The organism is Micromonospora sp. NPDC048887 (assembly GCF_040649715.1).
Classification (GTDB): Bacteria; Actinomycetota; Actinomycetes; order Mycobacteriales; family Micromonosporaceae; genus Micromonospora.
The window spans coordinates 19,174-45,570 of record NZ_JBEZGA010000027.1; the positions used below are offsets into that span (position 1 = coordinate 19,174).

Genomic DNA, 26,397 nt, shown 5'->3' on the forward strand with positions numbered 1-26,397 from the left:
GCGGGTTCCCGAGGCGCCGGGGCCCGCCGTCGTCACGTGGTGGAGCAGATCAGAGGAAGGCGTGCCCCTCGCCCCGGTAGGTCGGCACGGTGGCGACCACCGCGTCCCCCTCGACCAGGTGCACCTCGTTGACGTGCTCGCACAGCTCGCCCGCCTTGGCGTGGCGGAACCACACCCGGTCGCCGACGCGCAGGTCGTCGGCGGCCTTCCCGGCCAGCGGGGTCTGCACCTCACCGGCGCCCTCAGCGCCGAGCAGCTTCAGCCCGGCCGGCAGCCACGGCCGTGGCAGCCGGCTGTCCGCCGCCGGGCCGGAGGCGATCCAGCCGCCGCCGAGCACCGTCGCCAGCCCGGGCGCCGGGCGGCGGACCACCGCGCAGGCGAAGAACGCCGCCGGGGTCGGCTGCCAGGCACGGTACGCGTCGAACAGCGTCGGCCCGTACAGGCCGGAACCCGCGGTGACCTCGGTGACCGCGGGGTCGGCGCTGGTGGCGGCCACGCTGCCGGTGCCGCCGCCGTTGACGAACTCCAGGTCGGCGTGCTCGCGTACCGCGCTGACCGCGGCGAAGCGGCGCGCGAGCAGTTCCCGGTACGACCCGCGCTGCGCGACCCGGATCGCCGAGCCGAGCACCGCCTGCCCGGGCGGCGCGTCGCCCAGGCCGGCGATCTGCGCCTCGTACGACATCAGGCCGACCAGCCGGAAGCCGGGCCGGGCGGCGACGACGGCGGCGAGCGTGCCGGCCGCCGTGGCGCTGTGCACCGGGGAGCGGCGCACGCCGACGTGCACCCGGCCGCCCAGCGGTCGCCAGGAGGCGTCCAGGTCGAGGCAGATCCGCAGCGCGGGCCGGCGCGCGGGCGGGCACACCCGGTCGATCAGGTCGAGCTGTGCGGCGTCGTCGACCATCAGCGTCACCGCGTCGGCGAGCGCCGGGTCGGCGGCCAGTTCGGCGAGGCCGCCCCGGTGCGCCGTCGGGTACGCCACCAGGACGTCGTCGCTCACGCCGGAGCGGACCAGCCACAGCGCCTCGGGCAGCGTGAAGGCCATCACGCCGTGCCAGCCGGGACGCTTGAGCGCCCGGGTCAGCAGCTCCCGGACCCGTACCGACTTGCTCGCCACGCGCAGCGGCTTGCCGCCGGACCGGCCGGCGAGCGCCTCGGCGTTCGCGTCGAACGCGGTGAGGTCGACCACGGCGTACGGCGGGTCGAGGTGAGCGGTCGCCCGGTCGAGACGATCGCGAGTTTTGTCACGGTCGATGGCCACGTCTGCACGCTAACTGTCTGGACGGCAATGCGAAATACCCTCGCGTCTGTCCGGGCTGCGGCCGGTGGTCTCAGCGGCCTAGGCTCGGCGAGCAGGTGAATGTCGCGGGGGACGACCTCTCCTGCGCGACTAGAGTGTTCCACCGGGGATGCCCAGACCTGGGCCGGCACGTGGAGGTACGGCCATCGAAAGCCAGAACAGCGGCGAGTCGCCCGGCGTGTCGTCGCCCGGGACAGCCGCCGACCACTCCGGTCTCAGCGCCATCCGCTCGGTGCTGCGCATCCGGCCGTTCCGCAGGCTGTGGATCGTGCTCAGCGCCGCCTCCTTCGGCGACTGGCTCGGTCTGCTCGCCACCGCGCTGTTTGCCGCCTCCCAGGTCTCCGGCAGCACCGCCCAGGGTGCCGCGTTCGGCGGTGTGACGGCGATCCGGCTGCTCCCGGCGCTGGTGCTCGGCCCGGTGGCCGGCGTGTTCGCCGACCGGTTCGACCGCCGGTGGACCATGGTCATCTGCGACCTGCTGCGCTTCGTGCTGTTCGCCTCGATCCCGCTGTACGCGCTCACCGGCGCGGCGGGCGGGCTGGTGGTCGGCTGGGCGCTGATCGCCACGTTCCTGATCGAGTCGATCACCCTGCTGTGGATCCCGGCCAAGGAGGCGGCGGTCCCCAACCTGATCCCGCGCACCCGGCTGGAGGCGGCGAACCAGCTCACGCTGATCACCACGTACGGCCTCACGCCGGTGGCTGCGGCCGTCGCCCTGGCTGTGCTGGACCGGGGCGTCCGTGGCGCGGTCGGCGGCGACCTGCCCGACTGGGCCGAGCCGGCCCAGCTCGCGCTCTGGTTCAACGCCTTCTCCCGGCTGGCCACCGCGCTCGTGGTGGCGTTCGGGATCAAGGAGATCAGCCACGCCCAGCGCGGCGAGACCGAACGCTCCGAGCAGAGCATGTTCCGGCAGTTCTCCGAGGGCTGGAAATACATCGGCCAGACCCCGCTCGTCCGCGGCCTGGTGCTGGGCATCTTCGGCGCGTTCGCCGGCGGCGGCATCGTGGTCGGCACCGCCAAGTTCTTCGCCAACTCGCTCGGCGCCGGTGACGCCGCGTTCTCGCTGCTCTTCGGCGCGATCTTCGTCGGCCTGGCGCTCGGCATCGGGCTCGGGCCGATGATCGTGCGGGACATGTCCCGCCGCCGCTGGTTCGGGATGAGCATCGTGCTCGCCAGCGCCTCCGTGCTGGTGCTCGCCTTCGCCATCCACCTGTCCATGGCCATCCTCGGCGCGATCCTGGTCGGCGCGGGTGCCGGCATGGCGTTCCTGGCCGGCACCACGTTGCTCGGCGGCGAGGTGGCCGACGAGGTACGCGGCCGGGTCTTCGCCGTGGTGCAGATCGGCACCCGGCTGGTGCTGATCCTGGCCATCGCGCTGAGCAGCCTCCTGGTCGGCGTCGGCGGCTCCCGCCAGCTCACCATCGCCGACCTGGGCATCTCCATCTCCTCGACCCGTCTGCTGCTGCTCGCCGCCGGCGCGGCCGGCATCATCGCCGGCATCAGCGCGTTCGGCCAGATGGACGACAAGAAGGGCGTACCGGTCCTCGCCGACCTGTGGGGCTCGATCCGGGGCCGTCCGCTGATGCCGGCCGAGCCGTTCGTCTCCAGCGGCCTGTTCGTGGTCTTCGAGGGCGGCGAGGGCGCGGGCAAGTCCACCCAGCTCGCCGTGCTCGCCGAGCGCCTGCGGGCGCAGGGCCACGACGTGGTGGTCACCCGCGAGCCGGGCGCCACGCCGGTCGGCGAGCGGATCCGCTCCCTGGTGCTGGGCACCGCTCCCGACGAGGCGCCGTCGCCGCGCGCCGAGGCGCTGCTCTACGCCGCCGACCGGGCGCACCACGTGGCCACCGTCGTCCGCCCGGCGCTGGTGCGCGGCGCTGTGGTGATCAGCGACCGGTACGTCGACTCGTCGCTGGCCTATCAGGGCGCCGGCCGGACGCTTCCGGTGGACGAGGTCTCCTGGCTCTCCTCCTGGGCCACCGGCGGCCTCAAGCCCGACCTGGTGGTGCTGCTCGACGTCGAGCCGCGTACCGGCCTGAACCGGGTCGAGGGCCGCAACGAGGGCACCGACCGGCTGGAGGCCGAGTCGCTGACGTTCCACGAGCGGGTCCGGTACGCCTTCCTCGACCTGGCCGCCGGTGACCCGAAGCGTTACCTGGTCCTCGACGCCTCCCGCCCGGTGGACGAGATCGCCGAGGCGGTGGCCGGCCGGGTGGGTGAGTTCCTCGCCGATCCCGGCGGGATCGTGCACCCCCGTCCGGCGCAGGGCCCGGACACCTCGGTCCAGCCCGAGTTATCCGACGCGGAGCTGGTGACGATGGAGCAACCCCGAAGATGACAGACGTCTTCGGCGATCTGGTCGGGCAGGACGAGGCGGTGGCCACGCTGCGGCGGGCCGCCGCCTCGGCCGCCGCGCTGCTGCGCGCCGCCGCGTCGGTGACCGTCCGCGCGGGCGAGCCGGCCGGCGGGTACGACGACCTCGACGCGCTCGCCGAGGACTACGACGGCGATCCGGCTCCGGTACCGGCCACGCAGGCCGATCCCGGCGCCGGGATGACCCATGCCTGGATCTTCACCGGCCCGCCCGGATCGGGCCGCTCGGTGGCCGCCCGCGCGTTCGCCGCCGCGCTGGAGTGCGTGCACGGCACCGGGTGCGGCAGCTGCCCCGGCTGCCACACCACGCTCACCGGCACCCACGCGGACGTGCGGGTCGTGGTGCCCGAGGGCCTGTCCATCGGCGTCAACGAGATGCGCGCGCTGGTGCTGCGGGCGGCCAGCGCGCCGTCCGGCGGCCGGTGGCAGATCGTGATCATCGAGGACGCCGACCGGCTCACCGAGGCCGCCGGCAACGCGCTGCTCAAGGCGATCGAGGAGCCGCCACCGCGTACCGTCTTCCTGCTCTGCACCCCGTCCACCCACCCGGACGACATCTCCGTGACCATCCGGTCGCGGTGCCGGGTCGTACCGCTGCGGCAGCCGCCGGCGACAGCGGTGGCCGAGGTGCTGGTGCGCCGCGACGGGATCGCGCCGGACGTGGCCGAGTGGGCCGCCGCGGCGGCGCAGGGGCACGTGGGCCGGGCCCGGCGGCTGGCCCGCGACCCGGAGGCCCGGCAGCGGCGGGACGCGGTGCTGGCCGTACCGCGCCGGCTGACCGGCGTGGGCGCGGCGTTCGACGCGGCCTCGGCGCTGATCGAGGCCGCCGAGGCGGAGGCCGCCGCCTCCGTCGCGGAGATCGACGAGGCGGAGCGTACGGCGTTGCAGACCGCGCTCGGCGCGGGCGGCACCGGCCGGGGCGCGGCCGGCGCCATGCGCGGCGCGGCCGGTCAGCTCAAGGACCTGGAGAAGCGGCAGAAGTCGCGGGCCACCCGTGCCCAGCGGGACGCGCTCGACCGCGCCCTGGTCGACCTGGCCGGGTTCTACCGGGACGCGCTCACCATGGCGCTGCGGGCGCCCGTCGCCCCGGTGCACGCCGACACCGCGTCGCTCGCCGGGGCGGGCGCGCAGAAGTGGGACGCCGAGGGCTCGCTGCGCCGCCTGGAGGCGGTGCTTGAGTGCCGCGCGGCGATCGAGGCGAACGTCAAGCCGCGGATCGCTGTGGAGGCGATGATGCTGGCCCTCTGGCGCGGCTGAGCCGGGCCCGTCCGCGCTGTCCACAGGGCATCGACACGCGCGATTGAGGTGCGGTACGGTCCGGTGATGCCGTGGTGATCGTGGCGGCACGCTCAGTGAGGGTTGGCCGACCGGCCGGGAGGAGTCCGCCGATGCCGCGGGGCGAGATCGACGAGGCCTGGATCGAGGAGGCGGTGCGGCGCTACCGCCGGATCGAGAACCTGCAGGCCGAGTTCGACCAGGCGGTCGCGACGGTCGAGGTCACCGTCCGCTCGCCCGACGGGCTCGTCGAGGTGGTGGTGACCGCCGGTGGGCGCATCACCGACGTGCGTTTCCTCGGCCCGCTGCACCACCGCAGCCCACGCGACGTGGCCGGCTCGGTGCAGGCCGCGGTGACCGCTGCCGCCGACGCGGCCCAGTGGGCGCGCGAGAAGCTGCACAACGAGACGTTCGCGGCCTACCGGCCGCTGGCGGGAGCCTGACATGGAGACGCTGCGTGCCCTGGCCGTCCGTCTCGACGAGGCCGGCGCGACCCTCGCCACGCTGGCCCGAACGGTGACCGCCACCGACCCGCCGCACCCCGCGTTCGGCGCGGATGCCGCCGGCCGCCCCGGCGAGGTGGGCCGCGCGCTGCACCGCCAGTGGATGCTCGCCACCGCCGACCGGGCACGCGAGGCGCAGGCCGCCGCCGTCCGGCTGGCCGCCGCCGCGGCGGCGCTGCGCAGCGCCGCCGACCGCTACGCCGCCGCCGACGACGCGGTCGCCCGGCGGCTGGCCCGGGAGGCCTGATGGACGCCCTCGACCGCCTCGCCGAGCCGGGCCTCGACCTGCTCGCCCGCGTCGACACGCTGCTGGCCGCCGGTGCGCCCGAGGGGCACCGGCTCTGGCCGCTGCTGCGCCGGATGCAGGTCCTTCCCGGCGTCGCCGTGCGCGAGTTCCTCGACCTGCATCCCGCGCCGCTGACCGGCGCCGGGCACGCCGTGCGCCGGCTCGTCCGGGGGTACGACGACACCTGCGCCCTGCTGGCCGACCAGGTCGCCTGGTCCGGCACCGCCGCGTCGGCCTACGACGAGGCGCGTTCCGCGCTGCTGCGACACCTGGACGAGGGGCCGGAGAGCCTGGTCGGGCGGCTGGAGTCGACGGCGGGCTACGCCGACGCGCTGGCCGGCTGGGTGGAGGGCAGCCGGGCCGCGCTGGCCCGCGCGCTGGCCGAGGTGCTGGGTTCGGCGGAGGCGGTCGCGGTGCACGCGGCGACCCGGCCCGGCGTCGAGCCCGGCCGGTTCGGGGCATCGGCCGCGGCCGAGATCGCCACGAGGGTCCTGGGCGTGCTCGGGGTGGCCTACGACGGCGCCGAGACGCTGCTGCGGCAGTGGGGGCCGAGCCTGACCGAGACGCCCTGGCGGGACCGCGCCACCACCGCCCCGCGCTACGGCGGCACCACCCGGATCGGCTACTGACGGTCCACGGCGCCGCGCGCCGTCACCGGCCGTGGCCGGTGACGGCGGCGGCGCCGTGGCCTTCCCCTGCACCCCCCGCAGGTATGCCTTCACTCAACGCGCTCACGCGGTGTTTGTCAGGGGGGCGACGCAGATTCAGCCGTCCGGGCGAGGCGAAGGGGCCGGTTCGGCCGGGTCGACGACGATGATCGCTGCGGCGGGTGACCGGGCGGCGACAGGTGTGCCGTGCGGCGGGCATCGATCCGCGTAGGGTGGGGCGCATGGGCATGCTCTGCGCGGTCAGCTTCAACCGGTACGGGCGCCTCTACTACCTCGACCCGGGCGAGCTGCGCCCGCAGGTGGGCGACCGGGTGCTGGTGCCCACCGACGACGGGCCCGAGGTGGCCGAGTGCGTGTGGGCCGCGCAGTGGGTCAGCGAGGACACCGACGGCTTCCCGAAACTGGCCGGGATCGCCGGTGACGACGACCTGCGCCGCGACGAGACGCTGCGCCGGCGCAAGGCCGAGGCGAAGGTGGCCGCCAAGCGGCTGATCCGCGAACACGGCCTGCCGATGAAGGTGGTCGCCGTCGACCACGTCCTGGCCACCCCGGAGAACGGCAGCGACCGCACCACCATCTACTTCACCGCGCCGCACCGGGTCGACTTCCGCTCGCTGGTCCGCGACCTGGGCGCCACGCTGCACTGCCGGGTCGAGCTGCGGCAGCTCTCCGCCCGCGACTCCGCCCGCGTACAGGGCGGCATCGGCTCCTGCGGGCGTGACCTGTGCTGCGCCACGTTCCTCAACGACTTCGAGCCGGTGACCATCCGGATGGCGAAGGACCAGGATCTGCCGCTCAACCCGCTGCGCATCTCCGGTGCGTGCGGGCGGCTGATGTGCTGCCTGAAGTACGAGCACCCGCTGTACCAGAAGTTCCAGGAGACGGCCCCCGCGGTCGGCAGCCGGGTGTCCACGCCGCAGGGCGAGGGCAAGGTGGTCGGCCACAGTGTCCCGCGCGACGCGGTGACCGTCCGGCTGGACGCCGACGGCTCCCGCTCGATGTGCTCCCGAGCCTCGGTCTGCGGCCCCAGACAGGCCCACGAAAACCGCTGACCCACCCACCCTTCCCCCCACCCTTCCCCGGTGATCAAGGAGTTTGTGTCTCCGATCGCGCCCGGACAGGACACGAACTCCTTGATCACCGGGGTGGTCGGTCAGCGGATGACGATGGGGGGTTCGGCCAGGCGAGGGGTCAGCGGGGTCTTCGGGGTCAGCCAGGGGGCGGTGGGGGACTGGTCGGGGTTGAGCTGCCAGTCGTGGGACACCCGGTCGACCGCGATCGGGTAGATCGTCAGCGTGCCGTCCGGGCCGATCCGGAACCGCAGGAACGCCTTCGAGTCCTCGATGCCCTGCGCCGCGAACAGCTCGTTCAGGTTCACCCCGAACGCGCCCGCCACCAGCAGGTAGAGCGCCACGAGCTGGCTGGCGACCAGACCGATCACCGGACCGTAGAGGACCAGCGCGGCGACCGCCGGCAACGGCCACGGCCAGTCGTAGAACGGTAGCCGCAACCACACCCATGTGCCCCCGGCGGCGAGCGCCACCTGGGCCAGCCCGTGCGCCACCCCGAGGATCCAGTGCCGGGCGTGCCGTTTCCCGCCCGCCGTGGGTGGCTTGGCGAAGAACACCGCGCCCATCATCGCCACCACCAGCATGATCGCCAGCGGCACGCTGAACAGCCGCTGTTCCGTGGTGCCCACCCGCTGCGCCGCCACCCCGGCCATGGCCAGCATCAGCAGCGTGTGCAGGGTGCCGAGCAGCGTGGCGAAGCCCGGATTGCGGAACGGCAGGCGGGCGAAGATCCCCCAGCCGTACCGGCGGGACCGGGCCTTGTCCGGGTAGCGCGCGGCCAGGTCGTACTCCTGGGTGTTGCTGGCCCGCCGGGTCAGCGTGTCGCGCGGCGGCACCTCCAGCGTCTCCGGCAGCCGATGCGTGGGGTACAGGTAGGCGCCGCCGCCGCCGCAGGTGATGAGCTGCCGGTCCGGCCCGGCGTAACGGGCGTAGTGGTGCAGGTCGCCGGAAACCAGCACCCGCACCTGCGCCCCGGTCGGCGCGACGAGCGTACGGATGAAGTAGTCGATCGAGTCGTACGCGTTGGGGTGGTCGACGGCCTTGACCCACGTCGGCGCCGGCACCGCCAGGATCACCTTCGACTCCGGGGTGAGCTTGCGCGCCACCTCGTCGAAGTAGGTGAGCTGCGGGTCGTCCAGGTACGACCCGGACTGGTCGTCGAGGCCGAGCAGCCACCACCCGGCCGGCAGCTCGACGGCGAAGTACGAGCGGGACTGGCCGGTGCCCCAACCGGCGAAGTGCCGGTCCCGGGTACGCACGAACAGGCGCAGGAACGCCGTCAGCCCGTCGTACCAGTCGTGGTTGCCCGGCACCGCGAACAGCGTCGGCTGCTCCGGCGGGGCAACAGGCAGCGCCGCCTGGTACGGGCCCTTGCACCGGTCCTCGTACGCCTCGTAGCCCGCCGCCGGATAGACCTGGTCGCCGCCCATCACCAGCGTCTGCGCGCGGGGGAGGCGATGCCCGTCGACGGTCAGCTCCGGCTGGGCGAGCAGGTACGCCACGGAGTACGTGGCGTCGAAGCCGTCACCCAGGTCGGCCACGTAGTCGAGCCAGAGACCGCCGTCCGGCCCGACCTGCCGGAACGTTCCGTCGCTGAACGCGTTCTGCAACTCGCGCTTGTCCAGGTACGCCCCGAAGAGCATGGCCAGCAACGTACGCAGGCCGGTGCTGATCAGCAGCAGCGGCGCGAGCCAGGGCACCGGCCGGCGCGGGGTGAAACCCAGTTCCCGGGGGTCGATACGGCGAGGGCGGCGGGTGGCGCGCTCGCCGGGATGCGCCTCGGGTGCCGGTCGCGGCGGTTCGTCGGTCACCCGCCGCAGGGTAGTCCGGACGCGGCGCGAAGTCTCTCCCGCAGCGGGGCGGATGTGGTCCGTTGTCCGGGTTCCGGGGTGGGGGGATCCGGTTCGGCTTCCGGCGGGGCGTGCCGTACACTTGACGATCGTTGCCGCCTTAGCTCAGTCGGCTAGAGCGACGCACTCGTAATGCGTAGGTCGACGGTTCGATTCCGTCAGGCGGCTCGGTACAGAAGCCCAGGTCATCGGCCTGGGCTTCGCCGTTTCCCGAGGTCGGTCACGCCACCGGCGGGAGGCCAGAACCCGTCGTCGTCCTCGTCCGGCGACGAAGGGGCGTACTGGCGGAGAGCGCCGTCGCGGATCATCCAGACGCGGAAGAAGAACTGCTCCTGGTCCATTACGAAGAGCTGTACGGCGTTGGGGTTGTGCCAGGCCACGGAACCGAAACGCGTGACGACAGCGGTGAGGTCGGCGTGGTTGAGTGCACCGGCGAACACCTGACATTCGGGGTTCTTGTGCCCGCCCCACTGGTTGTCCACGGCGGTGACGAGGCGCAGGCTACCGCAGCAGCCCGAACTCGTGCCCGGTTCACGACAGCGGCACCGGGTGTCGAGCCAGCCGATGAACGCCTCCGCGTTCCGGCGGTCGGTCAGGCCCACCGACAGCATCACGTTGGCGACCCAGCTCACCGGATCCTCCATTCGGTCCCGCCCACGCTTGACAGTCGACCTGGAGTCGGTAGCCGTGGCTCGCGGTTACTCCGCATCGCAGCCTACGGGCGTGTGCATCGACGACGACAGTATCGGCCGTCCGGCCCGCCGTACCCACGACTGAGACACCGGTGGATGTCGTTCGGCCGACCGATCAGCCCACTGCCCTCTTGTTTCCGGCCCTACCGTGCCATTGCGCCGTAGTGATGGACCGGTTCGAATGTCTTCATGTCTTCGTGGGCACCCGGCTCCTTTCTGGATCGGCTCGAGCCGGAGCTGCAGGGGAAACTGCTGGCCCTCGGCGTCACGCGCGACATCTCATCGGGCCGGCGGATCTTCATCGAGGGCGGGCGGGACACCCACGTCGAGATCATCCAGCAGGGTGTCGCCAAGGTGACCATGTCGGTCGGTGGCACCGAGCAGCTGTTGGCCGTACGCCTCCCGGGTGACCTCGTGGGCGAGTTCGCCGCGCTCACCGACGGCCAGCGAACCGCGACCGTCACCGCCTGCGGGGAGGTCCGCGCCACTGTCATCCAGCAGGCTGCCTTCCGCGCCTTCCTGAGCCGGCATCTCGAGGTGGCGAACGAGGTGACAGCCACCGTCGGCCGGCGCCTGCACTGGGCCAACCTGCGTCGCGCCGACTTCAGCGCCTTCCCGGTGCCGGTCCGGCTCGCCCGGGTGCTGCTGGAGCTGGTCGAGGTGATCGGCGATCCGGTGGACGGTGGGGTACGCATCGCTGTCGACCTGACCCACGCCGAACTCGCGACGCTCGTCGGCGCCGTCGACGACACCGTGCAGCGGACGCTGCGCGGGATGCGCGACGACGGCGTCATCCGGACCGGCTACCGCCGGATCACCGTCACCGACCCGGACCGGCTCCGCCGACGTGCCGAGGAGGCCCTGTGACGGCTACCACGAGCGTACGGTGGCACGATCCGGTCGCCGCGGTCGCGCATCTGCGGGTCGCCGCACCGGAGGAGGTGACCGCCGCGCTGGAAGCGTTGTCCCGCTCGGATCCTCCGCTGGGCAGCGCCGAACTGCTGGCCCGTGCGTACGCATGGCTGCGCCGCTACGAGGGCGAACGGGACGCGGCGACGCTGGCCCGCGCGCAGGCCGACTTCGCCGCCGCCGCGTACACCGGCCCGGAGCGTGCCGTGGTCGGTCAGGCCCTGGTCCTGTGTGCCCTGTATGCCGCCATGCGGGGTCAGGATTTCCGGGCCGCCCGCGAACACGCCACGATCAGCTCGATCGGCCTGGAGGAGACGGCTGCGGCTCTGCTTCACGCCCTGGTCGACATCGGCGCCGTGTTGACTGACGACGCAGAGTTCGACGCCGATGGCGCGTTCGGCCGGGCTGACGAGCTGGTGGCCCGTACCGCCGGGGGCCCGTTCGCGTCGGCCGCCGAGGCGCTGCGGATGGCCCTGCTGGTCAAGCGTGCGCGGGATCGGAGTTTCTACGACGACCTCCGGCAGGTCCGCACGCGGGTGCAGGCGATGCTCGACGCCGGGGTGACAGGTGAACAACGGCAGTTCGCCGAGATCCTGCAGGAGGCTGCCGAGATTCTCGCGTCCACTCAGCGCGGCGAGACCGGGGAGGCGTTCGACTCGCTGCAGCGACTGGTCGACCTGGTGGACCGGCTACCGCCGGACGCACCCAGCACCCTGGCGCTGCGTCGGTACCTCAACGCGGGTGCGGTGGTCATGGAGGCGCCCGGGCACAAGCCCGGTGCCGAGCAGGCGCAGAGCCATGCCGCGGACGAGCCCGATCTGTTGGCCGGCGAGCGGGCGTTCCGCCTCTTCGTGTCCGGCACCGGCATCTGCCGCAAGGCAGTCGACCGGCGCGACGCCGACCAGTTGGCGCGCGGTGTGGACCAGCTGCGCCGGGCGTCGGACCTCGCGCCCGCCGACTATCCACACCGAGCGTTGATGGACACCATGCTGGGCCGGTTCCTCTGTGTGCGTTACGAGCTCGGCGCCGGCCGGGAGGCGCTGGACGAGGCACTGCGCCGCCTCGGCAGGGCCCGTCGGGCGACCGGTGACGTGGCGCACCCGGTGTGGGCGTTCGCCGAGATGGCCTCGGCGCACGCGTACCGGCTGGCGGGCCGCCGCGCCGAGGGCCGGGAGGCCGGTAAACGCGCGCTGCGCGGCTACGCCTGGAGCGTGCTCCTGCAGGCCGGTACCGCCGACGCCGCAGCCGCCGCCAGGGATGTGGTGGACGACGCGACCGAGGTCGCCCGCTGGTGCCTCGCCGACGGCGACGCGGGCGGCGCGGTGGGCGCGCTCGACGCCGGGCGCTGCCTGATGCTGTATGCCGCGACGGTCACCATGGGGATCCCCGCCCGGCTGCACGCGCTCGGCCACGACGAGCTGGCCCGCCGCTGGCAGACCGGCAGTGACGACCCCGACGTACGGCGTGACGTGCTGACCGCGCTCACCGGCGCACGGCTCAGCGACGTGCCGGTGCCGGACGTGCTGGACCCGCCGTCGCTCGACCAGATCCGGACGGCGCTGCGGGCGATGCGCCACGACGCGCTGGTCTACCTGGTGCCCGGGCGCCTCGGGGTGCCCGGTGCGGCGGTGGTCCTGCCGAACGGCAGCGAGCCGTTCGCGCTGTCCCTGCCGTCACTGGTGCAGTCCGACGACGACCCGGTGCGGCGATACAGCCGCCTGCTGGCGGCCCGCGACGCGGGCGAGGTGGGCGGCGGGGACGGCGACGCCGAGACCGCCGATCCGGTCACCAGGTGGCGGGACTCCCTGGACCGGCTCGCGGGGTGGGCGTGGCGGGTGGCGATCGGCCCGCTGCTCGCGGAGACCGGGCGGTGGGGCCTGTCCCGGGCGCCGCGGCTGCTGCTCGTACCGATGGGCCGGCTCGCCGCCGTGCCCTGGCACGCCGCGCGCGACCACGACGGCTGGTACGCGGTGCAGCAGGCCGAGTTCTCCTACGCGCCCTCGGCCCGGCTGCTCTGCGAGAACGCCGACCGCACGCCGATCCCGCAGGACGGAAGTGGCCTGGTGGTCGGGGATCCCACCCACGACCTGCCGGATGCCCGGACCGAGGCGCTCGCCGTGCGGGCCGCGTTCTATCCGGACGCCGAGCTGCTCGTCGACGACGCGGACGACTCCGGGGCCTCGTCGGCGGCCACCCCCGAGGCGGTGCTCGCCTGGCTGCGCCGCGCCGGCCGGGCACGACCCATGCTGCATCTGGCCTGCCACGGCGCGGTGGGACGGGGCGCCGACGGCTCGTACCTGCTGCTGGCCGGCCGGGCCCGGCTCACCGCACGGGACATCCTGGAGGGGCGCAAGGACGGGGCGATCGGTGTGGTGGCGCTCGCCGCCTGCACGACGAGCGTCCCCAGCGGAGCGTTCGACGAGGCGTTCAGCCTCTCCACCGCGTTCCTGGCGGCCGGCGCGCGGACCGTCTTCGGGTCGCTGTGGCAGGTGCCGAGCGACGCCACCTCGCTGCTGATGTTCATGGCCCACCACTACCTGCGGGCCGAGGGTCGCCGGCCGGCGGACGCTCTGAACCGGGCTCAGCGGTGGATGGTCGACCGTGAGCGCGCGGTTCCGGCGGACATGCCGGCGGCGCTGGCCCGCCGCGTGGCCGATCTCGACGGTGACGACCTGGCGACCTGGGCGGGTTTCCTGCACCTGGGCTGGTGACGCTCACCGTCCCGAGTGGGTGAAGGCGGCCCAGGACTCCGGTCTCGCCACGGAGTCGCCGGTGGCCTGCCGGCTCAGTTCCGCCGGCATGCCCGGCGGCGGCCGGCGCTGCGGGTCGAGCATCCACCGCTGGGCCCGGTGCAGCGCGTCGACCGGCTCGCACCCCTCGGTGTTGAGGAAGTGGTGGACCATGAACATCAGCAGCGAGGTCTCGGCGTCCGGCACCGCCCACAGCGATCCGAAGACGGTCCGCGCGCCCGCCGCCAGGAATGCGGTGGAGAGGCTGAACGCCTCGTCGTGGTCGGTGTGCGTGACGCCTGTGGTGCAGGCGGCCAGGAACACGCGCTCGATCGCCAGCTCGGCGAGACGGGACTCGTCGAGCAGCCGGCGGGCCGGCAGGACGCCACCGGCGAGCACGAGGTGCCCGTCCGCGGGCCGGTGCGGATCCACCCGGCCGTGGCAGGCGAGATGCAGCAGTGACGGGCCGGGCGCGGCCGACGACACCCAGGAGAGCACCCGGGCCGGTGTGGCGGTGCCCTCGGGGCCACCGGGGACGTCGCCGCCGAGGTGGGTGCCGTCCGGGTAGAAGGCGGCGTGCACGGCTCGTGCCTCGGCGGCGGCGAAACCGAGTTCACCTGTGGGGTCGCCGACGACCAGCGCGGAGCGTACCGGCCGGACCGGGAAGTGGGCGCTGGTGCAGAACATGCGGGCCGAGACCGCGTACGAGACGACCACATCCTCGATCGCGTAGTGCCGGGTGGTCCCGTCGCCACTGTAGGCGGCGTGCCAGGGCACTGTGGCCAGCAGGCCGAGCGGGATCAGGACGAGGCGTGCCGGCCGGTTCCCGCTACGCCACCGGTGAGCGTGGGCGACCAGCCGGCCCATCGCCGAGGACCAGGCCCAGGCGCAGATGTCGTCGATCGACATCGATTCCGCCGACGGCTCGGCCGGCTGGGCGTCGCGGAACCGGCCGGTGTGCCGGCCGAAGCCGGCGGCCGCGTCGAGCCGCAGGTCGGGCAGGGCGAGGACGTCGACCTCGCCCTCGCGGGGTACGAGCACCGCCGCACCCGAAGCGTCCGCCGTGGTCGGTACCAGGTAGACAAGCGCGTCGGCCTCGACCGCGGCCAGGGCCGCCCGGATCTCGGCGGGCCGGGCGGGCTGGAGGATCCCGCTCCGGTCCTCCGCCAGGAGGGTCCTGAGCACCTGCGCCCGCAGGTCGTCCGGCACCTCGGCAAGCGAGGGGAGGGCGCCCAACGGCGTACCGGTGAGCCGGTCGTGTCCGTATCCGGCCGAATGCTGCCACCGCACGGCCAGGTCCTCGCGGCCGGCGGCGGCGAGCTGGTCGGCGATGAGCCGTGACGACATGGCGGCGTGCAGGACCAGCCCTCGGCCGGCGTCCAGCGCGGCGATCAGGTCGTCGTCGGCGGTGTCCTGACGGCACCAGGTGGCGACGGTGACCGCGTGACCCGCCGCGTCGCGGGCGGCCGTGAAGGCGTCGTCGGTTCCGGACTGCACGAGCACCTGCCCCAGGTCGCCACGGAGTGCGCTCAGTCCGGCTTCGCGGGAGTCGGCGCGGCGGGGGCCGCCGGGCAGGTTCGCGGTCCGCAGCGCGGAGGCGTACGTCATCAGGGTGTTCGACCAGCTGTAGTGGTCCGGGCCGCCGAGCAGGTCGACCGCCCGGGCCAGGTGCCGCACCCCGCGCTCGGCCGCGGCGGTGTCGCCCGGGTCGATCTCGGCGACGCCGAGCTCGGCCCGACCGCCGAACACCGCCGCTCCCAGCTGACCGATGTGGTCCGGCGGGAGCAGCTCGATCAGCTTCCCGAGCTGCTCGGCGGCCGCGCGCAGGGCGGCGACGTCGCGGCGGGTGAGAGCCGACACGACGGCCGGCAGGAGCCGCAGCATCTGAATCGACTGCGTACGACTGTCCCCGTCCGCGACGACTCCGGGCGGCTCGATCGGTTCTTCGCCCGCGGCAGCTGACAGGTCGGCCAGGGCCTCGGCCATCGGCATCGCCAGACGGGCCCAGTACGGGAGTTCGGGATCCCGCAGCAGCCCGCGCAACTCGGCCGCCTCCGCCGCCACCTCCTCGGGGTTCCGGCCGGGAATGCCCAGCTCGAACAACCGGGCGAGGAGGACGGATTCCCGGTCCGGCTCACCGTCGGGCGACCGGAGGGACCGGAGCTGCTCCCTGGCCGCCTGCAACGCGCGGAGGTCACCGGAGCGGGTGGAGACACCGTTCAGCATCAGGTGAAGCACCCCCAGCGCCCGGGATCGGACCTCGGGATGGGCGTCCGGGCGCGCAAGGCGCAGGGCGGCCTGGAACCCCTCCCCGTCCTCGTCCCACCGGCCCGGATGCCCGGCTTCCCGTGCGTAGGACAGGATGCTCCGGCCGAGGTTGCGCAGGTCCACCAGCTCGGGCGGCAGGCCGTCCGTTCCCTCGGTGGCGTCCAGGAGGGCGACGATCCGGTCGGAGGGCAGCGCGCCGGGGTTCCAGGCGCAGATAGACACCTCGGCGAGGGCCAGACAAATGGCGAACGCGGCACGCGGTTGCGGCCCGGCGTGCCGGTCGACGATCGGCCATGCCCGCCGGGCCGCCTCCACCTCGCGGGACACCCGCGGACCGCTTGCCGGCACCCGGCCCGGTTCGCGGCGCCACTCGTCCGCCAGTTGACCGTCGCTGATGGCCAGCCGCAACATGTGCGCCCGCATCAGCGCGTCCGGGTCCGCCGGGCCGGCCGCCAGGACCTGGTCGATGCGGGCGCCGGCCCGTTCCAGGTCGGGCGGTGCGTGGCTGATCTGCCAGCGGGCGAAGAGGGCGCCGGCCAGTTCCTGTCCCCACTGGCCCGGAGCCAGCTCGTCTGCTTCCTCGACCAGCCGTACCGCCGTGTCCGCATCCGCCGCGGAGTCGTCTCGTACGGCGCGAAGGCGCAGCAACTCGCCGCACGCCGCGCGGGTCGCCGCCGCCAGCTCGGCCGGCTGGTCGTCGGGGGCTCGGCGCAGGCACGCGATCGCCTCGTCGAGATCGGCCGCGTCGTCGCGGGCCTCCCACCGGAGCCGGTAGGCGTCCGCCAGGTCGACCAGCAGGTCGTAGTCCGCCGGGAGGGTGTCCGCCGCGCGGCGGCCCTCGGTGATCAGCCGGTCCAGGATCGCCCGGTCGCCCGCCAGCAGGAACTGCTCGATGCCTGCGCGGCAGAACATCCACGCGGCCAGCGGGTAGCCCGGTGTCTCGGTCGTGGCGTCGGGCAGCGCGGCGTCGAGCATCGAGATGCCCAGGCGCAACTGGTCGGTGTCGCCGAGTCGCTCCGCCAGGAGCAGGTGGAGCATGCCCGACTGGAGCGTGACGAAGGCGGCCGAATCCGTGCCGGCCACGTCCGGACGCAACTCGTCGACCGCCTCGGCGGCGTGGCGGATCTCCGCCGGTCCGCTGTCCGGGCGCAGGCGGCAGCTGTCCCAGTGGGCCTGCGCGAGATGCGCGGCGACCAGCGCGCGTTCCGGGCTGCCCGGCGCGGTCTCCGCCCGCAGCGGCTCCCACACCGCGATGGCCTGCTCGCTGTCGGCGGCGTCGTCGGTGAGCAGGCTCCTCCTGCCGTACGCCAGCCCGAGCTCGAATCTCCACTCGTCGGTGTCCGGATCGTCCGGGTGGTCTGCCAGCAGGCGGGTGAACAGGTCGACGACGGCGGTCAGGTCGGCCGGGTCCTCGTTGTCCTGGGCGCGCTGCGTGTACGTCTCGGCGAGGGCCACCGCCAGGTCGGCGCGGTCGGTGCCCTCGGCCCGCTCGAACGCCTCGGTGAGCCAGGCGATCTGATAGTCGATCGATGGCTCGTCGAAGCCGGCGGTCACGGCCGGCCGTCCGGAACGACGGTCCGGATCGGGACCGTGAGGGTGGCCCAGTCGTAGACGTCGTCGGTGGCAACCGCGCTCGCGTCGCGGTGCACCGCAGCCCGCCCCAGCCGGTCGAGCACGCCGCGAAGCCCGATCGCGTCGCGTCGCGTCGAGAGCCCCGGTTCACCGAGCCGGGGCAGCTCGAACGGACGGGAGCTGAAGTGCTCCTCGGCGACGAACAGCTTCAACCAGTCCCGCACCGCCCGGCCCGGTGCCGGGGGCGCGTCCGGCGGGAGACCCATCTGGACCGGGCGGCCCTCCAGCGCTGCCGCGGCACGGCCGTGTTCGACGCGGCCACCGGGGAAGAGACCCGCCCACACCCGATAGCGGTCGGTGAGGTCCAGCAGGACGAGGTGCAGCGGGCGGCCGGCGTGGTTGTGCAGCCGGATGAAGACGGTGGGCGGAACCCAGCCGTGGCCCGACCAGCGGTAGTTCAGCCGTACCGATCCGTCCGGGCCGGGCCGGATCGGCGGGCGGTCGAGCGGCGCCCGGCGCTCGCCCGGCCGCGCCTCCACGATCTCCACCCCCACCCGGGACGCGAGCGCGGAGAGCGGGTTGTCGAGTGCCTTGACCTGCCGCCAGCGGGCGATGTGTTCCAGCGTCTCGACGACGCGGCCGACGGCGGCCGGGCCGCCGGCGATCTCCGGCGCGACAGGTGTGGTGTCCGTGCCGAGGATCCGGATCCGGCCTGCGGCGTCGGTTCGTACCCGAAGCTCGGGCACCTCGGCGACGGCAAGCCGTACGTGTGGGGACGACGCCATCGCCTCGGTCACCGCGCGGACCAACGGCTCGTCGCCGTCGACCGCGACGGTGGTGGCCGGCAACGGCATGCTCGCCAGCACCACCGGGTACTGCTTCTCCTCGTCGGGTTCCCAGCCGGCCGGCTCGACCAGGCTGCGCTCGGTGCGTACCGAGACGACCCGGGCCTCCCGGCGTACCGGCTCGCCCGCGACGGCGACACGCACCCCGTCACCGGTGCCCGGAGGCAGGCCGTGACAGGTGCCGGCGTCGATCTCCCAGGCGCCGCGCAGGTGGCGCATCACCACACCGGCGCCGCCCGCGGCGAGGGGACCACCCAGGAACGGCCGGTCGCCGGGCCCGGGCACCTGGGGAAAGAGCTCCGGAACCTGGTTCGGGACCACGTCCTCGACCAGGCAACGGGCCCGGGTCAGCAGGTCCCGGCTGGTGGCGTGCAGTCCGAGCCGCGCCAGAGCGCGCAACAGCGCCCAGGTGAAGACACCGTGGGTGAGGCCGTTCAGCGGCAACTCCTGGGCGAGCTCGAACGAGCGGCAGGCGGCCAGGGCGACGTACTCCGCGTCGGCCGCGAGCGGCGCGGCAGCCACCAGGGCCGCCATGTCGGGTACGTCGTGGCGCGCGGGAGCGTACCGGGCGCGTGCCTCCTGCTCCGGTACCTCGTTGCGGGCCGCGCCGCCGGCGTAGCAGCAGTCGAGCACCGCCACCGTGTGCGCGCCCGTGGCCGCCACCTCGCCGAGCAGCACGGCGAGTTCCTTGTCGTACAGGTCGGGTGTGCCGTGCTCACGGCTGTCCGCGCAGATCAGGGTCTGCACCATGCCGGTCGGTTCGAGATACCACAGGCCGGGCGGGGCGGGTGCCTGTGAGCCGTGCCCGGCGAACCAGAAGAGCGCCGTGTCGCCCGGCCCGGCAAGGCCGAGGTGCATCCGGATGCCGTCGATGACCGCCGCCCGGGTGGCGTCGCCGTCGAGCAGCGTGCGGATCGCCGGCGGCGTGCCCTTGACCTGGGCGGTCAGCAGGTCCCGGGCGGCCGTCACATCGGCCCGGCAGCCCCGGAGCGGACTGACCGCCCGGTAGGCGTCGACACCTACCAGCAGCGCGTACACGGTCATCGTGCCGCCCACCACCGGTCGCACCCGCGCAGGCCCCGGTCCGGCAGGTCGTGTCCGACATCCGACTCGGTCACCTGAGCGGTGTCCCCCGCCATTGCCGCGACGAGCGGGAATGCGATGAACGATTCGCCGGCAGGCAACGGCGCGGTCGCATGCGTTCGCGTGCCGGTGATGGCCACGGCCCCTCCAGGTCAGGGGTGAAAAGGCGCGCTAAACCGCGCCGGAAATGGGCTCGGGAATCGATGAGGCTGCGCAAGTCTGCCACGCCCGGGAAATGCCGACAAGGATCAGACGGCCGCCCTCCGGCCGGGCAGGAGTGTCCATCATCGACTGTTGCCGCACCTGGATCCCGGCTTAATCCGGGATCCGCCAGCAGGAACGTGGCAGGTTCGACGTGGGGCCGGGCACCGGTAGTCCTGTCAATCGGACCGGTCGTCCAACCGTCCCCACCGATCATGCGAGGGCGGTCCATTCATCTGGATCAGCGAAGGTGGCGCGATGGGCCTTGCGATCCGTATCGATACGACGAAGTCTGGCGTACACGTTCCGAATTGGAAGAATCCGAGGTCCAGGAATAATGGAATCCGCACACCGGCGTCGGGTCGAGGCGCCGTTGAACGCGAAACTCGACGTCACCGGACTCGGTCGTCAACGACAGGCCACCAGCCGGGACACGCGCAAGCGGCGGCACGCCGGCCTCTTCGAAGCGGTCCGGCGCCTCGACGGTCACCTCGACGCCGGCGCGCGGGCCGAACTGGCCAAGTGGGTGCGTGACGAGTACGAGCGCGAGTTCGGCGACGTGCCGCTCGGCTTCGTCGCCACCTGCTATCTGGGTCCGCCGTACGTCGACCACCGGCTGGACCTGTTCCACTCCATCGTCGAGCACTACGCCCCGGGCGACGTGATGCCGGAGCCGTTCGCGCAGGCGCGGATGCTCGCCCGGACCGGCGCGTACGCGTACATCGAGGTCTACGCCGGCGGCACCCTGCATCCCGTACTGCCCGACGGCTCCGTCGTCGGCGGATCGGAAGGACGATCGTGAGCACGAACGACCTGGCCCTGTCCCGCCAGTTGAGCCGCCTCGAGAACCTGACGGTGCAACTCAACACCCGCATCGACCTGGTCAGCGGCCAGGTGGCCAGCGTGGGACAGCGTGCCGACGAGACACACAACGAGCTGGCCCGGCTCATCGCGGACTTCCAGCGATTCGTGCTGGAGGCGCGGAAGGCCGACAACCTCCAGAACGCGCTGACCAACAAGGGCACCATCGAGAGCCGGCTCGAGTATCAGTTCGGCCACCACAAGGTGGTCCGCCGCTCGGCGGTCGGTGTGCTCCAGGGCTTCGACGTCGGCCTGCTCTCCGAGGAGACCGTCCGCTCGGTCAGCGAGCAGCTCATGATCCAGAATCCCCGGTACTGGCTGGCTCCGGCCCTGGTCGCGCTGGGTGCGTGGGCCGGCGACGAGCCGGATCTGTGCGACCGGGCGATCCAGGAGGCGTTCCGGCGCTCGCCCGGGCGTACGTCGCTGTTCATGGCGCTCGTCCTGCGCCGGCAGGGCCGGCGGGAGAGCTCGGTGCGCTGGCTGCGGCAGTACCTCGCCGCGCAGGACCCGACCAGGCTGGGCCGGCACTTCGCGGTGGTGCTGGAGTGCGTCGCGCAGGGGGCGTTCGGGCCGGCCGGCCTTGAGATGGTGCAGGAGCGGCTGGAGGCCTGGCAGGCGCAGCTTCTCGACGACGACGCGATGCGGCGGGCCCAGGTGGACCGGTGGCGTGCCGAGGTCGAGCGGCACGTGGCGGCACCCACGCCGGAGCGGTTCCCCCGCCTCGCCGCGCTCTCGCCGCAGTTCCCGGCGATGGCCGAGGCGCTGGCCCGGGCCGGCGCGCACCAGAACCTGATCACGAAGTACGCGGCGCTGGCGGCGGAGGAGCCCGTGGTGGCCGGTCAGCTGGAGGACGCCGTCGACGACATCCTCGACCAGCTGGTGAACGAGTACGACGACGAGGAACTGCCGCTGCGCCGGGATTACGCGCTGAACGAGGCGATCATCCGGCACCAGGGTGACCTGGCCGCCGCGCAGCAGGATGTGCCGGCCGACCTCGCGGCCCTGGAGACCACGCTGGACTACCTGACCATCCAGTCCGAGTCGGCGCTCAACCCGGCCGGCATCGGCGTCTCCCGATCGACGCAGCGGATGGCGGTGGCGTTCTGCCACGACTGGTTCGCCACGGCGCACGCCGAGTTCAGCATGAGCTACCGGCAGGGCCTGCCGGCCAACGTCGAAGCGGTCTTCCAGAGCACCCACAACCCAGGCGCACGCGTCTTCCAGCTGCCCCGCTGGGTCGGCTCGTTCACCAGGCCGCTTCCCGAGCTGGAGCAGTCGCTCGCCCAGCACTGGGACCGCACCTCCCAGCCGTACCTGGCCAGTCTCGGGTTCGACTGGATGAAGCAGTCGATCATTCCCGGGATCGTCAGCGCCGCCGTGCTCGTCGTGTTCACGCTCTGCCTGCAGGCCGCCGGCATCCTGTTCGGTCTGGCCACCGCGGGCATCTGGTTCCTGGTGCTCTACGTGCGATCGCAGACGGCCGCGACCCGGCAGCAGGAGGCGGCCCGGTTCATCGCCAAGGCCAAGCACGACTCGATCCTGCAACTGCGTGCCGCGAGCGCGGAGGTGACCGACTGGTCGACCGCGTTCCGTGCCGCCGACAGCAAGGAACCAGCGGTACGCGCGCTCATCGAGGACCTGTCCCGGTCGGGCGCCGCCGCGTCCCCCTTCGAACGCCGGGTGGCCGGCGAAGCAGATGCCACCGGAGGAGCCTGAGGTGACCGGAAAACCCGATCCGACCGCATCGTCAGTACCGGGGCAGCGCACCGGCGATGCCACGGTGCCGTGGGCACGCCAGTCCGCGCCGCAGCAGCCCCGCTCCACCAGCCGGGTTCGCCGGATGGTCACGAGCCTGCCGTCGTGGGATCCGCTGCCGCCCGGCGAGATCCTGGTCCAGCGTTCACGGCGGAGCTGATCGTGTACGCCACCGGCGGCCACTACGCCGCGTGGGCCGCCTTCCTGGAGAACTGGGCCGCCGGCGCCACCCCGGATCCGGCGGCCCTGCCCGCGATCGCCGACGACGACCTGCACGGCGACAACTGGGAACGGTTCGTCCTCCGGCTCACCGACGCCCTCTCGCAGCGCCTGCAAGCGGGTGCCGACCTGCTGTCGCGGGAGCTGAGCGGGGCCCGGGACGAGTTCTCCGCGGCCCGTGCCATGCACGACGCGCGGGCCCGGCTGGCGCCCATCCGGGCGGTCGCCGGACACCCCGGACTCCCCGGCGAGCTGCGCCAACGACTCGTCGAGACGATCGAGGCCCAGGTGCGGTCCCTGCAGACGTCGCTCGAAGACCAGATCGTGCGGCTGGAACGTACCGGCACGCCGCGGGCCGCCGTCGAGGCCCGGCTGCGCACCGTACGCGAGAACGCCCTCACCACCACGCCGGCCGCCCCCGGGGGTGGCTGGGACATCGCCCCCACGCACCGGCCGACGCGCCGGGTGATCATTTGACGAAGCCGAGGCATCGTGTCGAACTACGCCGAATCCCTGCGTGACCTGGACAGCTACATCGCCGCCCGGGTGCCGATCATCGGGGTGCGCACCATCGAACAGACCCGCGCGCTGCGCCTGGTCCGGCAGATGGCGACCAACCCGAAACGGTCCGCGCTCCCGTTCTGGATCTACACCCGTGCCACCGGGGTACGCGACCTGCGGCACAACGCCCCGGCCCTGGAGGACCGGTCGCTGACCGGCGCGCTCGAGTTCGCCGCGCAGCAGTTCACCAGCCGGGCGCAGGCCACCGTGATCTTCGTCGACCCGGAGGACCTCAGCGGCGACAACTCGGTGACCCGGCACGTCGCCGAGCTCGCCCGGCTCGCCGACGCCAACTCCGGCAGCCTCGTGGTCATCTCGGACACCCCGATGTGGAGCGGGCTGAGCCGGCTCGGCATGTCCGTCACGCTGGACCTGCCCGACGCCGACGAGATGTACGAGGTGATCGTCGAGTTCCTGCGGGACCACCACGGGATCGTGCCGATCGCGTGGACCGAGCAGGACGCCCGCCGCGCGGCCGAGTTCCTGGTCGGGGTGCCGGAGGGCACCGCGATCAACGTGATGGCCACGCTGGTGACCCGCGGCAGCGTCGAGACCAGCGACGTCGAGCACCTCGCCGAGTTCAAGGACAAGCACTTCGGGTCGCTGGCCGGCCTGGAACGGGTACGCCTCAGAGAAGCCGACCGCCAGGTCGGCGGGCTCACCAGCCTGCGGGACTGGCTACGCCGCAAACACAAGCTGATGGTCGCCGACCTGCGCGGCAGCGAGTTGCGCCCGCCGCGGGGCGTACTGCTGGTCGGCGTTCCCGGCTGCGGCAAGTCGCTGTCGGCCAAGGCGATCGCGGGTGAGTGGCGCCTGCCGCTGTACCGTCTCGACTTCGCCGCGATCCTCGGCCAGTACGTCGGCCAGTCCGAGGGCCGGTTGCGGGAGGCGCTGGAGACGGCCGACCGGGTCGCGCCCTGCGTGCTCTGGATCGACGAGATCGAGAAGGGCCTCGCCGGTCAGCACGACAGCACCGGTGTGGGCCGCCGCCTGGTCGGCCAGTTCCTGTTCTGGCTCCAGGAGTCGGCGCACCGGGTGTTCGTGGTCGCCACCTCGAACGACGTCCGCTCGCTGCCACCGGAGCTGCTGCGTAAGGGACGGTTCGACGAGCTGTTCTTCGTCGACCTGCCGGACGACGAGGACCGTCGCGAGATCATCGCCATGTACTACCGGCGTTACGTCGGGCAGGAGCCGCAACCGGAACTGCTCGACAAGCTGGTCGGCATGTCCGACGGGTTCGCCGGCAGCGACATCGAGTCGGCCCTGCACGAGGTGGGCGCCGAGGTCATGCTGAACGGTGGGGCGGCCGCCCTGCGCAGCGAGTTCGTCACCGACACGTTCGCCAACACGTTCCCGCTCAGCCGGACCAACCCGGAGCAGATCGAGGAGATCCGTGGCTGGGGCCGGGAACGGGCGGTGCCGGCGGGCCGGGCGCCCGGTGCCGCCGCGGGCCCGTCCGGCGGCCCGGCGCAGGGCCGGCGGGTGGTGGTGTTCGGCGACTGAGCCCGCGCCCGGTGCGGCGGGCGCGTGCACTCATGCCAGCAGGCCGGCTGCCAGCACGAGGGCGCCACCGCCGACCAGCGAAGCGACGATCAGGCAGAGGCGGTCGACCCACGCCCGCACGAGATACGCGCTTCCGGGCCGGCCCCGGACGTGCCGGATCACCGGGCCCTCCAGCGTGGCGAGGACGTCGAGTTCGCGTACCACCGCCACGTCCGCCCGCCGGCCCCGCCGGCCCCGCCTGGCCCGGACGATGTCACCGGCGCGCAGGGCCTCGTCGGGCACGCTGCCTTGGAGCGCGTACCAATGGGTTCCGCCGTCGGGAGACCGGATCCGGAACCGGCGGACCGTGACGTCGCCGTCCTGCCTGCCGCGTGCGTACCGGCGGCTGAGCCGCGCCGCGGCCAGGCCGGCGGCGGCCAGCGCGAGCGGCACGAGCAGTCCGGCGGCGACGATGACGCCGTCCAGGCTGCCCAGGGCGGCACGCACCGCGGTCAGCACGATCGTCAGCACGGCAGCGCAGGAGAGCACGATGGCGCCGCGGAACCGGCGGGTCTCGACGTCCGGCTGGACCGGCCCCAGAAGGACTCCCACGAGCGGACCGGCCGTTGTGGTGGGCGTCTGTGGTCGCGGTGCGGACGCTGGTGGTGCGCTGGTGGAGGTGCGCTCACCGCTCGGCGGGCCGGCTCCGGCCGGGCCGGGTGCCCGTCTGCCGGAGCCGGCTCCGTCGAACGGTGGTGGTCCGGTGTGTGCCGGGTCCGCGTCGCCGGCCGGTCCGAGGACACGCCGCCTGTTCGTCGGTGGCGGCGGGGATGACGGCTTCGTCCCCGTACGCCGCCGAGCGCGCGCCCACGGTGGAACGTCACTCACTGGTGCGCCTCGAGTTTCCGTGCCGTGCACTGGTTGGTCAGCCGGTCCCCGGTCAGTCCGGGAAACCGTTTCGCACACCAGCGCTGGACCGACTCCCGGGTGGGGAAGTCACCGAGCGCGAACGTGACCCACAGGGGGTTGCCCTGGTAGAGCTGCCGCTTGCCGAAGTCGGTGCTGAGTACGAGCACCACGCTCGTGCCCCGGCTCGGGGCGGACCGCAGAGCCAGGTGCTCGGCCAGGATGTCAGCCGCGGTGAAGGTGTGCGAACCGGCGGCGGTGGTCTGAAGCGGATCCACGATGCCCACACTCTTCGACGCGAGCTGTGCGACGAACCGGCCGTCGAACACCGTCGTGAGGGCGTCCTGCTGGCGTAGCTGCTCCAGTTGCGCGAGCGCTTCGGCCTCCGGGTCGGTCGAGGGCTCGGGGCCCGGCTCGGCCGGCGTGGACTCGGGCAGGGGCGCATCGCCGGTGGTGGTCGTGGCCGGGAACTCGGTGAACCCGGCGTCGGGCGGCGACGGGGCAGCGGCCGGAGGCTGCGTCTGCCGGTCGCCCTGGTTCGCCATCGTCACGGCGGTGACCCCGCCGACCGCCGCCAGGAGCACCGCGGCGACGGCGCCACCGACCAGCACCACACGCCGGTTCGGGACGGTGGGGTACACCGGCTGGTCCGGCTGGTCGACGGACCGGCTCGGCGGGGCGTCCGGCGCGGGCGTCGTCGCGGCATCCCGGATCCACACCGGAGTGCTTTCCGCATCCGCATCCGCATCCGCCGCCGGCGACGGCGGGGAGGCGGGTTCGGCGGGCGTGATCGGTGCCGTGGTGTCGTCGGGCGGGGTGTCGTCGGGCGGGGTGTCGACGATCGGGGTGTCGGCGGCCGGGGCCTGCTCGGGGCGGGGAGGCGTGGCCGGCCGGGGAGGCGGCTCGGCTGCCGGGGGATCCGCCGAGGGAGCCGGCTGCGTGGACAGCAGCGAGGTCAGGTCCCACGCTCCCGCAGCCGGTTCGTGATCGGTCAT

General features: G+C 73.4%; 20 protein-coding genes and 1 tRNA gene. 13 read left to right on the forward strand and 8 right to left on the reverse strand.

Annotated elements, in window-relative coordinates:
• Nucleotides 1-49 precede the first annotated feature (49 nt).
• A complete protein-coding gene (locus AB0C17_RS28050; RefSeq protein ID WP_357481216.1) occupies nucleotides 50-1,258 on the reverse strand; it encodes an amino acid deaminase/aldolase in 1,209 nt (402 codons plus the stop codon).
• A gap of 217 nt (nucleotides 1,259-1,475) precedes the next feature.
• On the opposite strand from AB0C17_RS28050, the gene tmk reads away from it, so the two are divergent.
• From tmk to ricT, 6 genes are all read left to right on the forward strand, one after another.
• Complete coding sequence (gene tmk / locus AB0C17_RS28055) at nucleotides 1,476-3,632, forward strand: dTMP kinase (RefSeq protein WP_357481219.1); 2,157 nt, start codon at nucleotides 1,476-1,478, stop codon at nucleotides 3,630-3,632.
• The gene (locus tag AB0C17_RS28060; RefSeq protein ID WP_357481222.1) at nucleotides 3,629-4,924 is read left to right on the forward strand and encodes a DNA polymerase III subunit delta'; all 1,296 of its coding nucleotides are present in this window, start codon (nucleotides 3,629-3,631) and stop codon (nucleotides 4,922-4,924) included. Before tmk ends, AB0C17_RS28060 begins: the two co-directional genes overlap by 4 nt.
• Nucleotides 4,925-5,055: 131 nt before the next feature.
• On the forward strand, nucleotides 5,056-5,385 hold the full coding sequence (locus AB0C17_RS28065; RefSeq protein ID WP_013473591.1) for a YbaB/EbfC family nucleoid-associated protein: 330 nt from the start codon (nucleotides 5,056-5,058) through the stop codon (nucleotides 5,383-5,385).
• Nucleotide 5,386: 1 nt separating this feature from the next.
• Nucleotides 5,387-5,692 carry a hypothetical protein gene (locus AB0C17_RS28070; RefSeq protein WP_357481225.1) on the forward strand — a complete coding sequence of 102 codons (306 nt, stop codon included), beginning with the start codon at nucleotides 5,387-5,389 and terminating at the stop codon, nucleotides 5,690-5,692.
• On the forward strand, nucleotides 5,692-6,360 hold the full coding sequence (locus AB0C17_RS28075) for a hypothetical protein (protein WP_357387488.1): 669 nt from the start codon (nucleotides 5,692-5,694) through the stop codon (nucleotides 6,358-6,360). The genes AB0C17_RS28070 and AB0C17_RS28075 overlap by 1 nt, the downstream gene beginning before the upstream one ends.
• Nucleotides 6,361-6,620: 260 nt before the next feature.
• Nucleotides 6,621-7,451 carry a regulatory iron-sulfur-containing complex subunit RicT gene (ricT, locus tag AB0C17_RS28080; RefSeq protein WP_357387490.1) on the forward strand — a complete coding sequence of 277 codons (831 nt, stop codon included), beginning with the start codon at nucleotides 6,621-6,623 and terminating at the stop codon, nucleotides 7,449-7,451.
• Nucleotides 7,452-7,552: 101 nt separating this feature from the next.
• Here ricT and AB0C17_RS28085 read toward each other — a convergent pair whose 3' ends face one another.
• Complete coding sequence (locus tag AB0C17_RS28085) at nucleotides 7,553-9,280, reverse strand: metallophosphoesterase (RefSeq protein WP_357387492.1); 1,728 nt, start codon at nucleotides 9,278-9,280, stop codon at nucleotides 7,553-7,555.
• A 133-nt stretch (nucleotides 9,281-9,413) separates the two neighbouring features.
• On the opposite strand from AB0C17_RS28085, the gene AB0C17_RS28090 reads away from it, so the two are divergent.
• Nucleotides 9,414-9,487 (forward strand) — tRNA-Thr (locus AB0C17_RS28090).
• Nucleotides 9,488-9,504: 17 nt separating this feature from the next.
• Here AB0C17_RS28090 and AB0C17_RS28095 read toward each other — a convergent pair.
• Nucleotides 9,505-9,951 carry a squamosa promoter-binding protein 15 gene (locus AB0C17_RS28095; RefSeq protein ID WP_357387494.1) on the reverse strand — a complete coding sequence of 149 codons (447 nt, stop codon included), beginning with the start codon at nucleotides 9,949-9,951 and terminating at the stop codon, nucleotides 9,505-9,507.
• Between the two features lie 249 nt (nucleotides 9,952-10,200).
• On the opposite strand from AB0C17_RS28095, the gene AB0C17_RS28100 reads away from it, so the two are divergent.
• Nucleotides 10,201-10,878: a Crp/Fnr family transcriptional regulator gene (locus tag AB0C17_RS28100; RefSeq protein WP_357387496.1), complete on the forward strand. Its 678-nt coding sequence runs from the start codon at nucleotides 10,201-10,203 to the stop codon at nucleotides 10,876-10,878.
• Nucleotides 10,875-13,631, forward strand: coding sequence for a CHAT domain-containing protein (locus tag AB0C17_RS28105; RefSeq protein WP_357481228.1), 2,757 nt, complete (start codon nucleotides 10,875-10,877; stop codon nucleotides 13,629-13,631). The genes AB0C17_RS28100 and AB0C17_RS28105 overlap by 4 nt, the downstream gene beginning before the upstream one ends.
• A 3-nt stretch (nucleotides 13,632-13,634) precedes the next feature.
• Here AB0C17_RS28105 and AB0C17_RS28110 read toward each other — a convergent pair whose 3' ends face one another.
• The 3 genes from AB0C17_RS28110 to AB0C17_RS28120 are packed head-to-tail and all read right to left on the reverse strand — an operon-like array spanning nucleotide 13,635 to nucleotide 19,557.
• On the reverse strand, nucleotides 13,635-17,471 hold the full coding sequence (locus tag AB0C17_RS28110) for a CHAT domain-containing protein (protein WP_357481231.1): 3,837 nt from the start codon (nucleotides 17,469-17,471) through the stop codon (nucleotides 13,635-13,637).
• A complete protein-coding gene (locus AB0C17_RS28115; protein WP_357481234.1) occupies nucleotides 17,468-19,378 on the reverse strand; it encodes a caspase family protein in 1,911 nt (636 codons plus the stop codon). The genes AB0C17_RS28110 and AB0C17_RS28115 overlap by 4 nt, the downstream gene beginning before the upstream one ends.
• On the reverse strand, nucleotides 19,375-19,557 hold the full coding sequence (locus AB0C17_RS28120; RefSeq protein WP_357481237.1) for a hypothetical protein: 183 nt from the start codon (nucleotides 19,555-19,557) through the stop codon (nucleotides 19,375-19,377). Before AB0C17_RS28120 ends, AB0C17_RS28115 begins: the two co-directional genes overlap by 4 nt.
• Before the next feature lie 398 nt (nucleotides 19,558-19,955).
• Between AB0C17_RS28120 and AB0C17_RS28125 the strand changes: the two genes are divergently transcribed.
• The 4 genes from AB0C17_RS28125 (at nucleotide 19,956) to AB0C17_RS28140 (ending at nucleotide 24,517) form a co-directional block, all read left to right on the forward strand.
• Nucleotides 19,956-20,420 (forward strand): hypothetical protein, encoded by a 465-nt coding sequence (locus tag AB0C17_RS28125; protein ID WP_357481240.1) that lies wholly within the window; start codon nucleotides 19,956-19,958, stop codon nucleotides 20,418-20,420.
• Nucleotides 20,417-22,195 carry a hypothetical protein gene (locus tag AB0C17_RS28130; protein WP_357481243.1) on the forward strand — a complete coding sequence of 593 codons (1,779 nt, stop codon included), beginning with the start codon at nucleotides 20,417-20,419 and terminating at the stop codon, nucleotides 22,193-22,195. The genes AB0C17_RS28125 and AB0C17_RS28130 overlap by 4 nt, the downstream gene beginning before the upstream one ends.
• A 144-nt stretch (nucleotides 22,196-22,339) precedes the next feature.
• Entirely contained in the window at nucleotides 22,340-22,930 is a 591-nt protein-coding gene (locus tag AB0C17_RS28135; protein ID WP_357481246.1) for a hypothetical protein, read from the forward strand.
• 15 nt (nucleotides 22,931-22,945) lie between these two features.
• Nucleotides 22,946-24,517 (forward strand): AAA family ATPase, encoded by a 1,572-nt coding sequence (locus AB0C17_RS28140; RefSeq protein WP_357387514.1) that lies wholly within the window; start codon nucleotides 22,946-22,948, stop codon nucleotides 24,515-24,517.
• A gap of 30 nt (nucleotides 24,518-24,547) precedes the next feature.
• On the opposite strand, the gene AB0C17_RS28145 is transcribed toward AB0C17_RS28140, so the two are convergent.
• Together AB0C17_RS28145 and AB0C17_RS28150 are read right to left on the reverse strand one after the other, a co-directional pair.
• Nucleotides 24,548-25,108 carry a hypothetical protein gene (locus AB0C17_RS28145; protein WP_357481249.1) on the reverse strand — a complete coding sequence of 187 codons (561 nt, stop codon included), beginning with the start codon at nucleotides 25,106-25,108 and terminating at the stop codon, nucleotides 24,548-24,550.
• Between the two features lie 272 nt (nucleotides 25,109-25,380).
• Nucleotides 25,381-26,397 (reverse strand): hypothetical protein, encoded by a 1,017-nt coding sequence (locus AB0C17_RS28150; RefSeq protein WP_357481251.1) that lies wholly within the window; start codon nucleotides 26,395-26,397, stop codon nucleotides 25,381-25,383.

Bases quoted from the DNA above. Each gene is read 5' to 3' on its own strand.
- AB0C17_RS28060 (WP_357481222.1), top strand. From the start codon at position 3,629: ATGACAGACGTCTTCGGCGATCTGGTCGGGCAGGACGAGGCGGTGGCC.
- AB0C17_RS28065 (WP_013473591.1), top strand. From the start codon at position 5,056: ATGCCGCGGGGCGAGATCGACGAGGCCTGGATCGAGGAGGCGGTGCGG.
- AB0C17_RS28070 (WP_357481225.1), top strand. From the start codon at position 5,387: ATGGAGACGCTGCGTGCCCTGGCCGTCCGTCTCGACGAGGCCGGCGCG.
- AB0C17_RS28075 (WP_357387488.1), top strand. From the start codon at position 5,692: ATGGACGCCCTCGACCGCCTCGCCGAGCCGGGCCTCGACCTGCTCGCC.
- ricT (WP_357387490.1), top strand. From the start codon at position 6,621: ATGGGCATGCTCTGCGCGGTCAGCTTCAACCGGTACGGGCGCCTCTAC.
- AB0C17_RS28100 (WP_357387496.1), top strand. From the start codon at position 10,201: ATGTCTTCGTGGGCACCCGGCTCCTTTCTGGATCGGCTCGAGCCGGAG.
- AB0C17_RS28115 (WP_357481234.1), bottom strand. From the start codon at position 19,378: ATGACCGTGTACGCGCTGCTGGTAGGTGTCGACGCCTACCGGGCGGTC.
- AB0C17_RS28125 (WP_357481240.1), top strand. From the start codon at position 19,956: ATGGAATCCGCACACCGGCGTCGGGTCGAGGCGCCGTTGAACGCGAAA.
- AB0C17_RS28150 (WP_357481251.1), bottom strand. From the start codon at position 26,397: ATGACCGATCACGAACCGGCTGCGGGAGCGTGGGACCTGACCTCGCTG.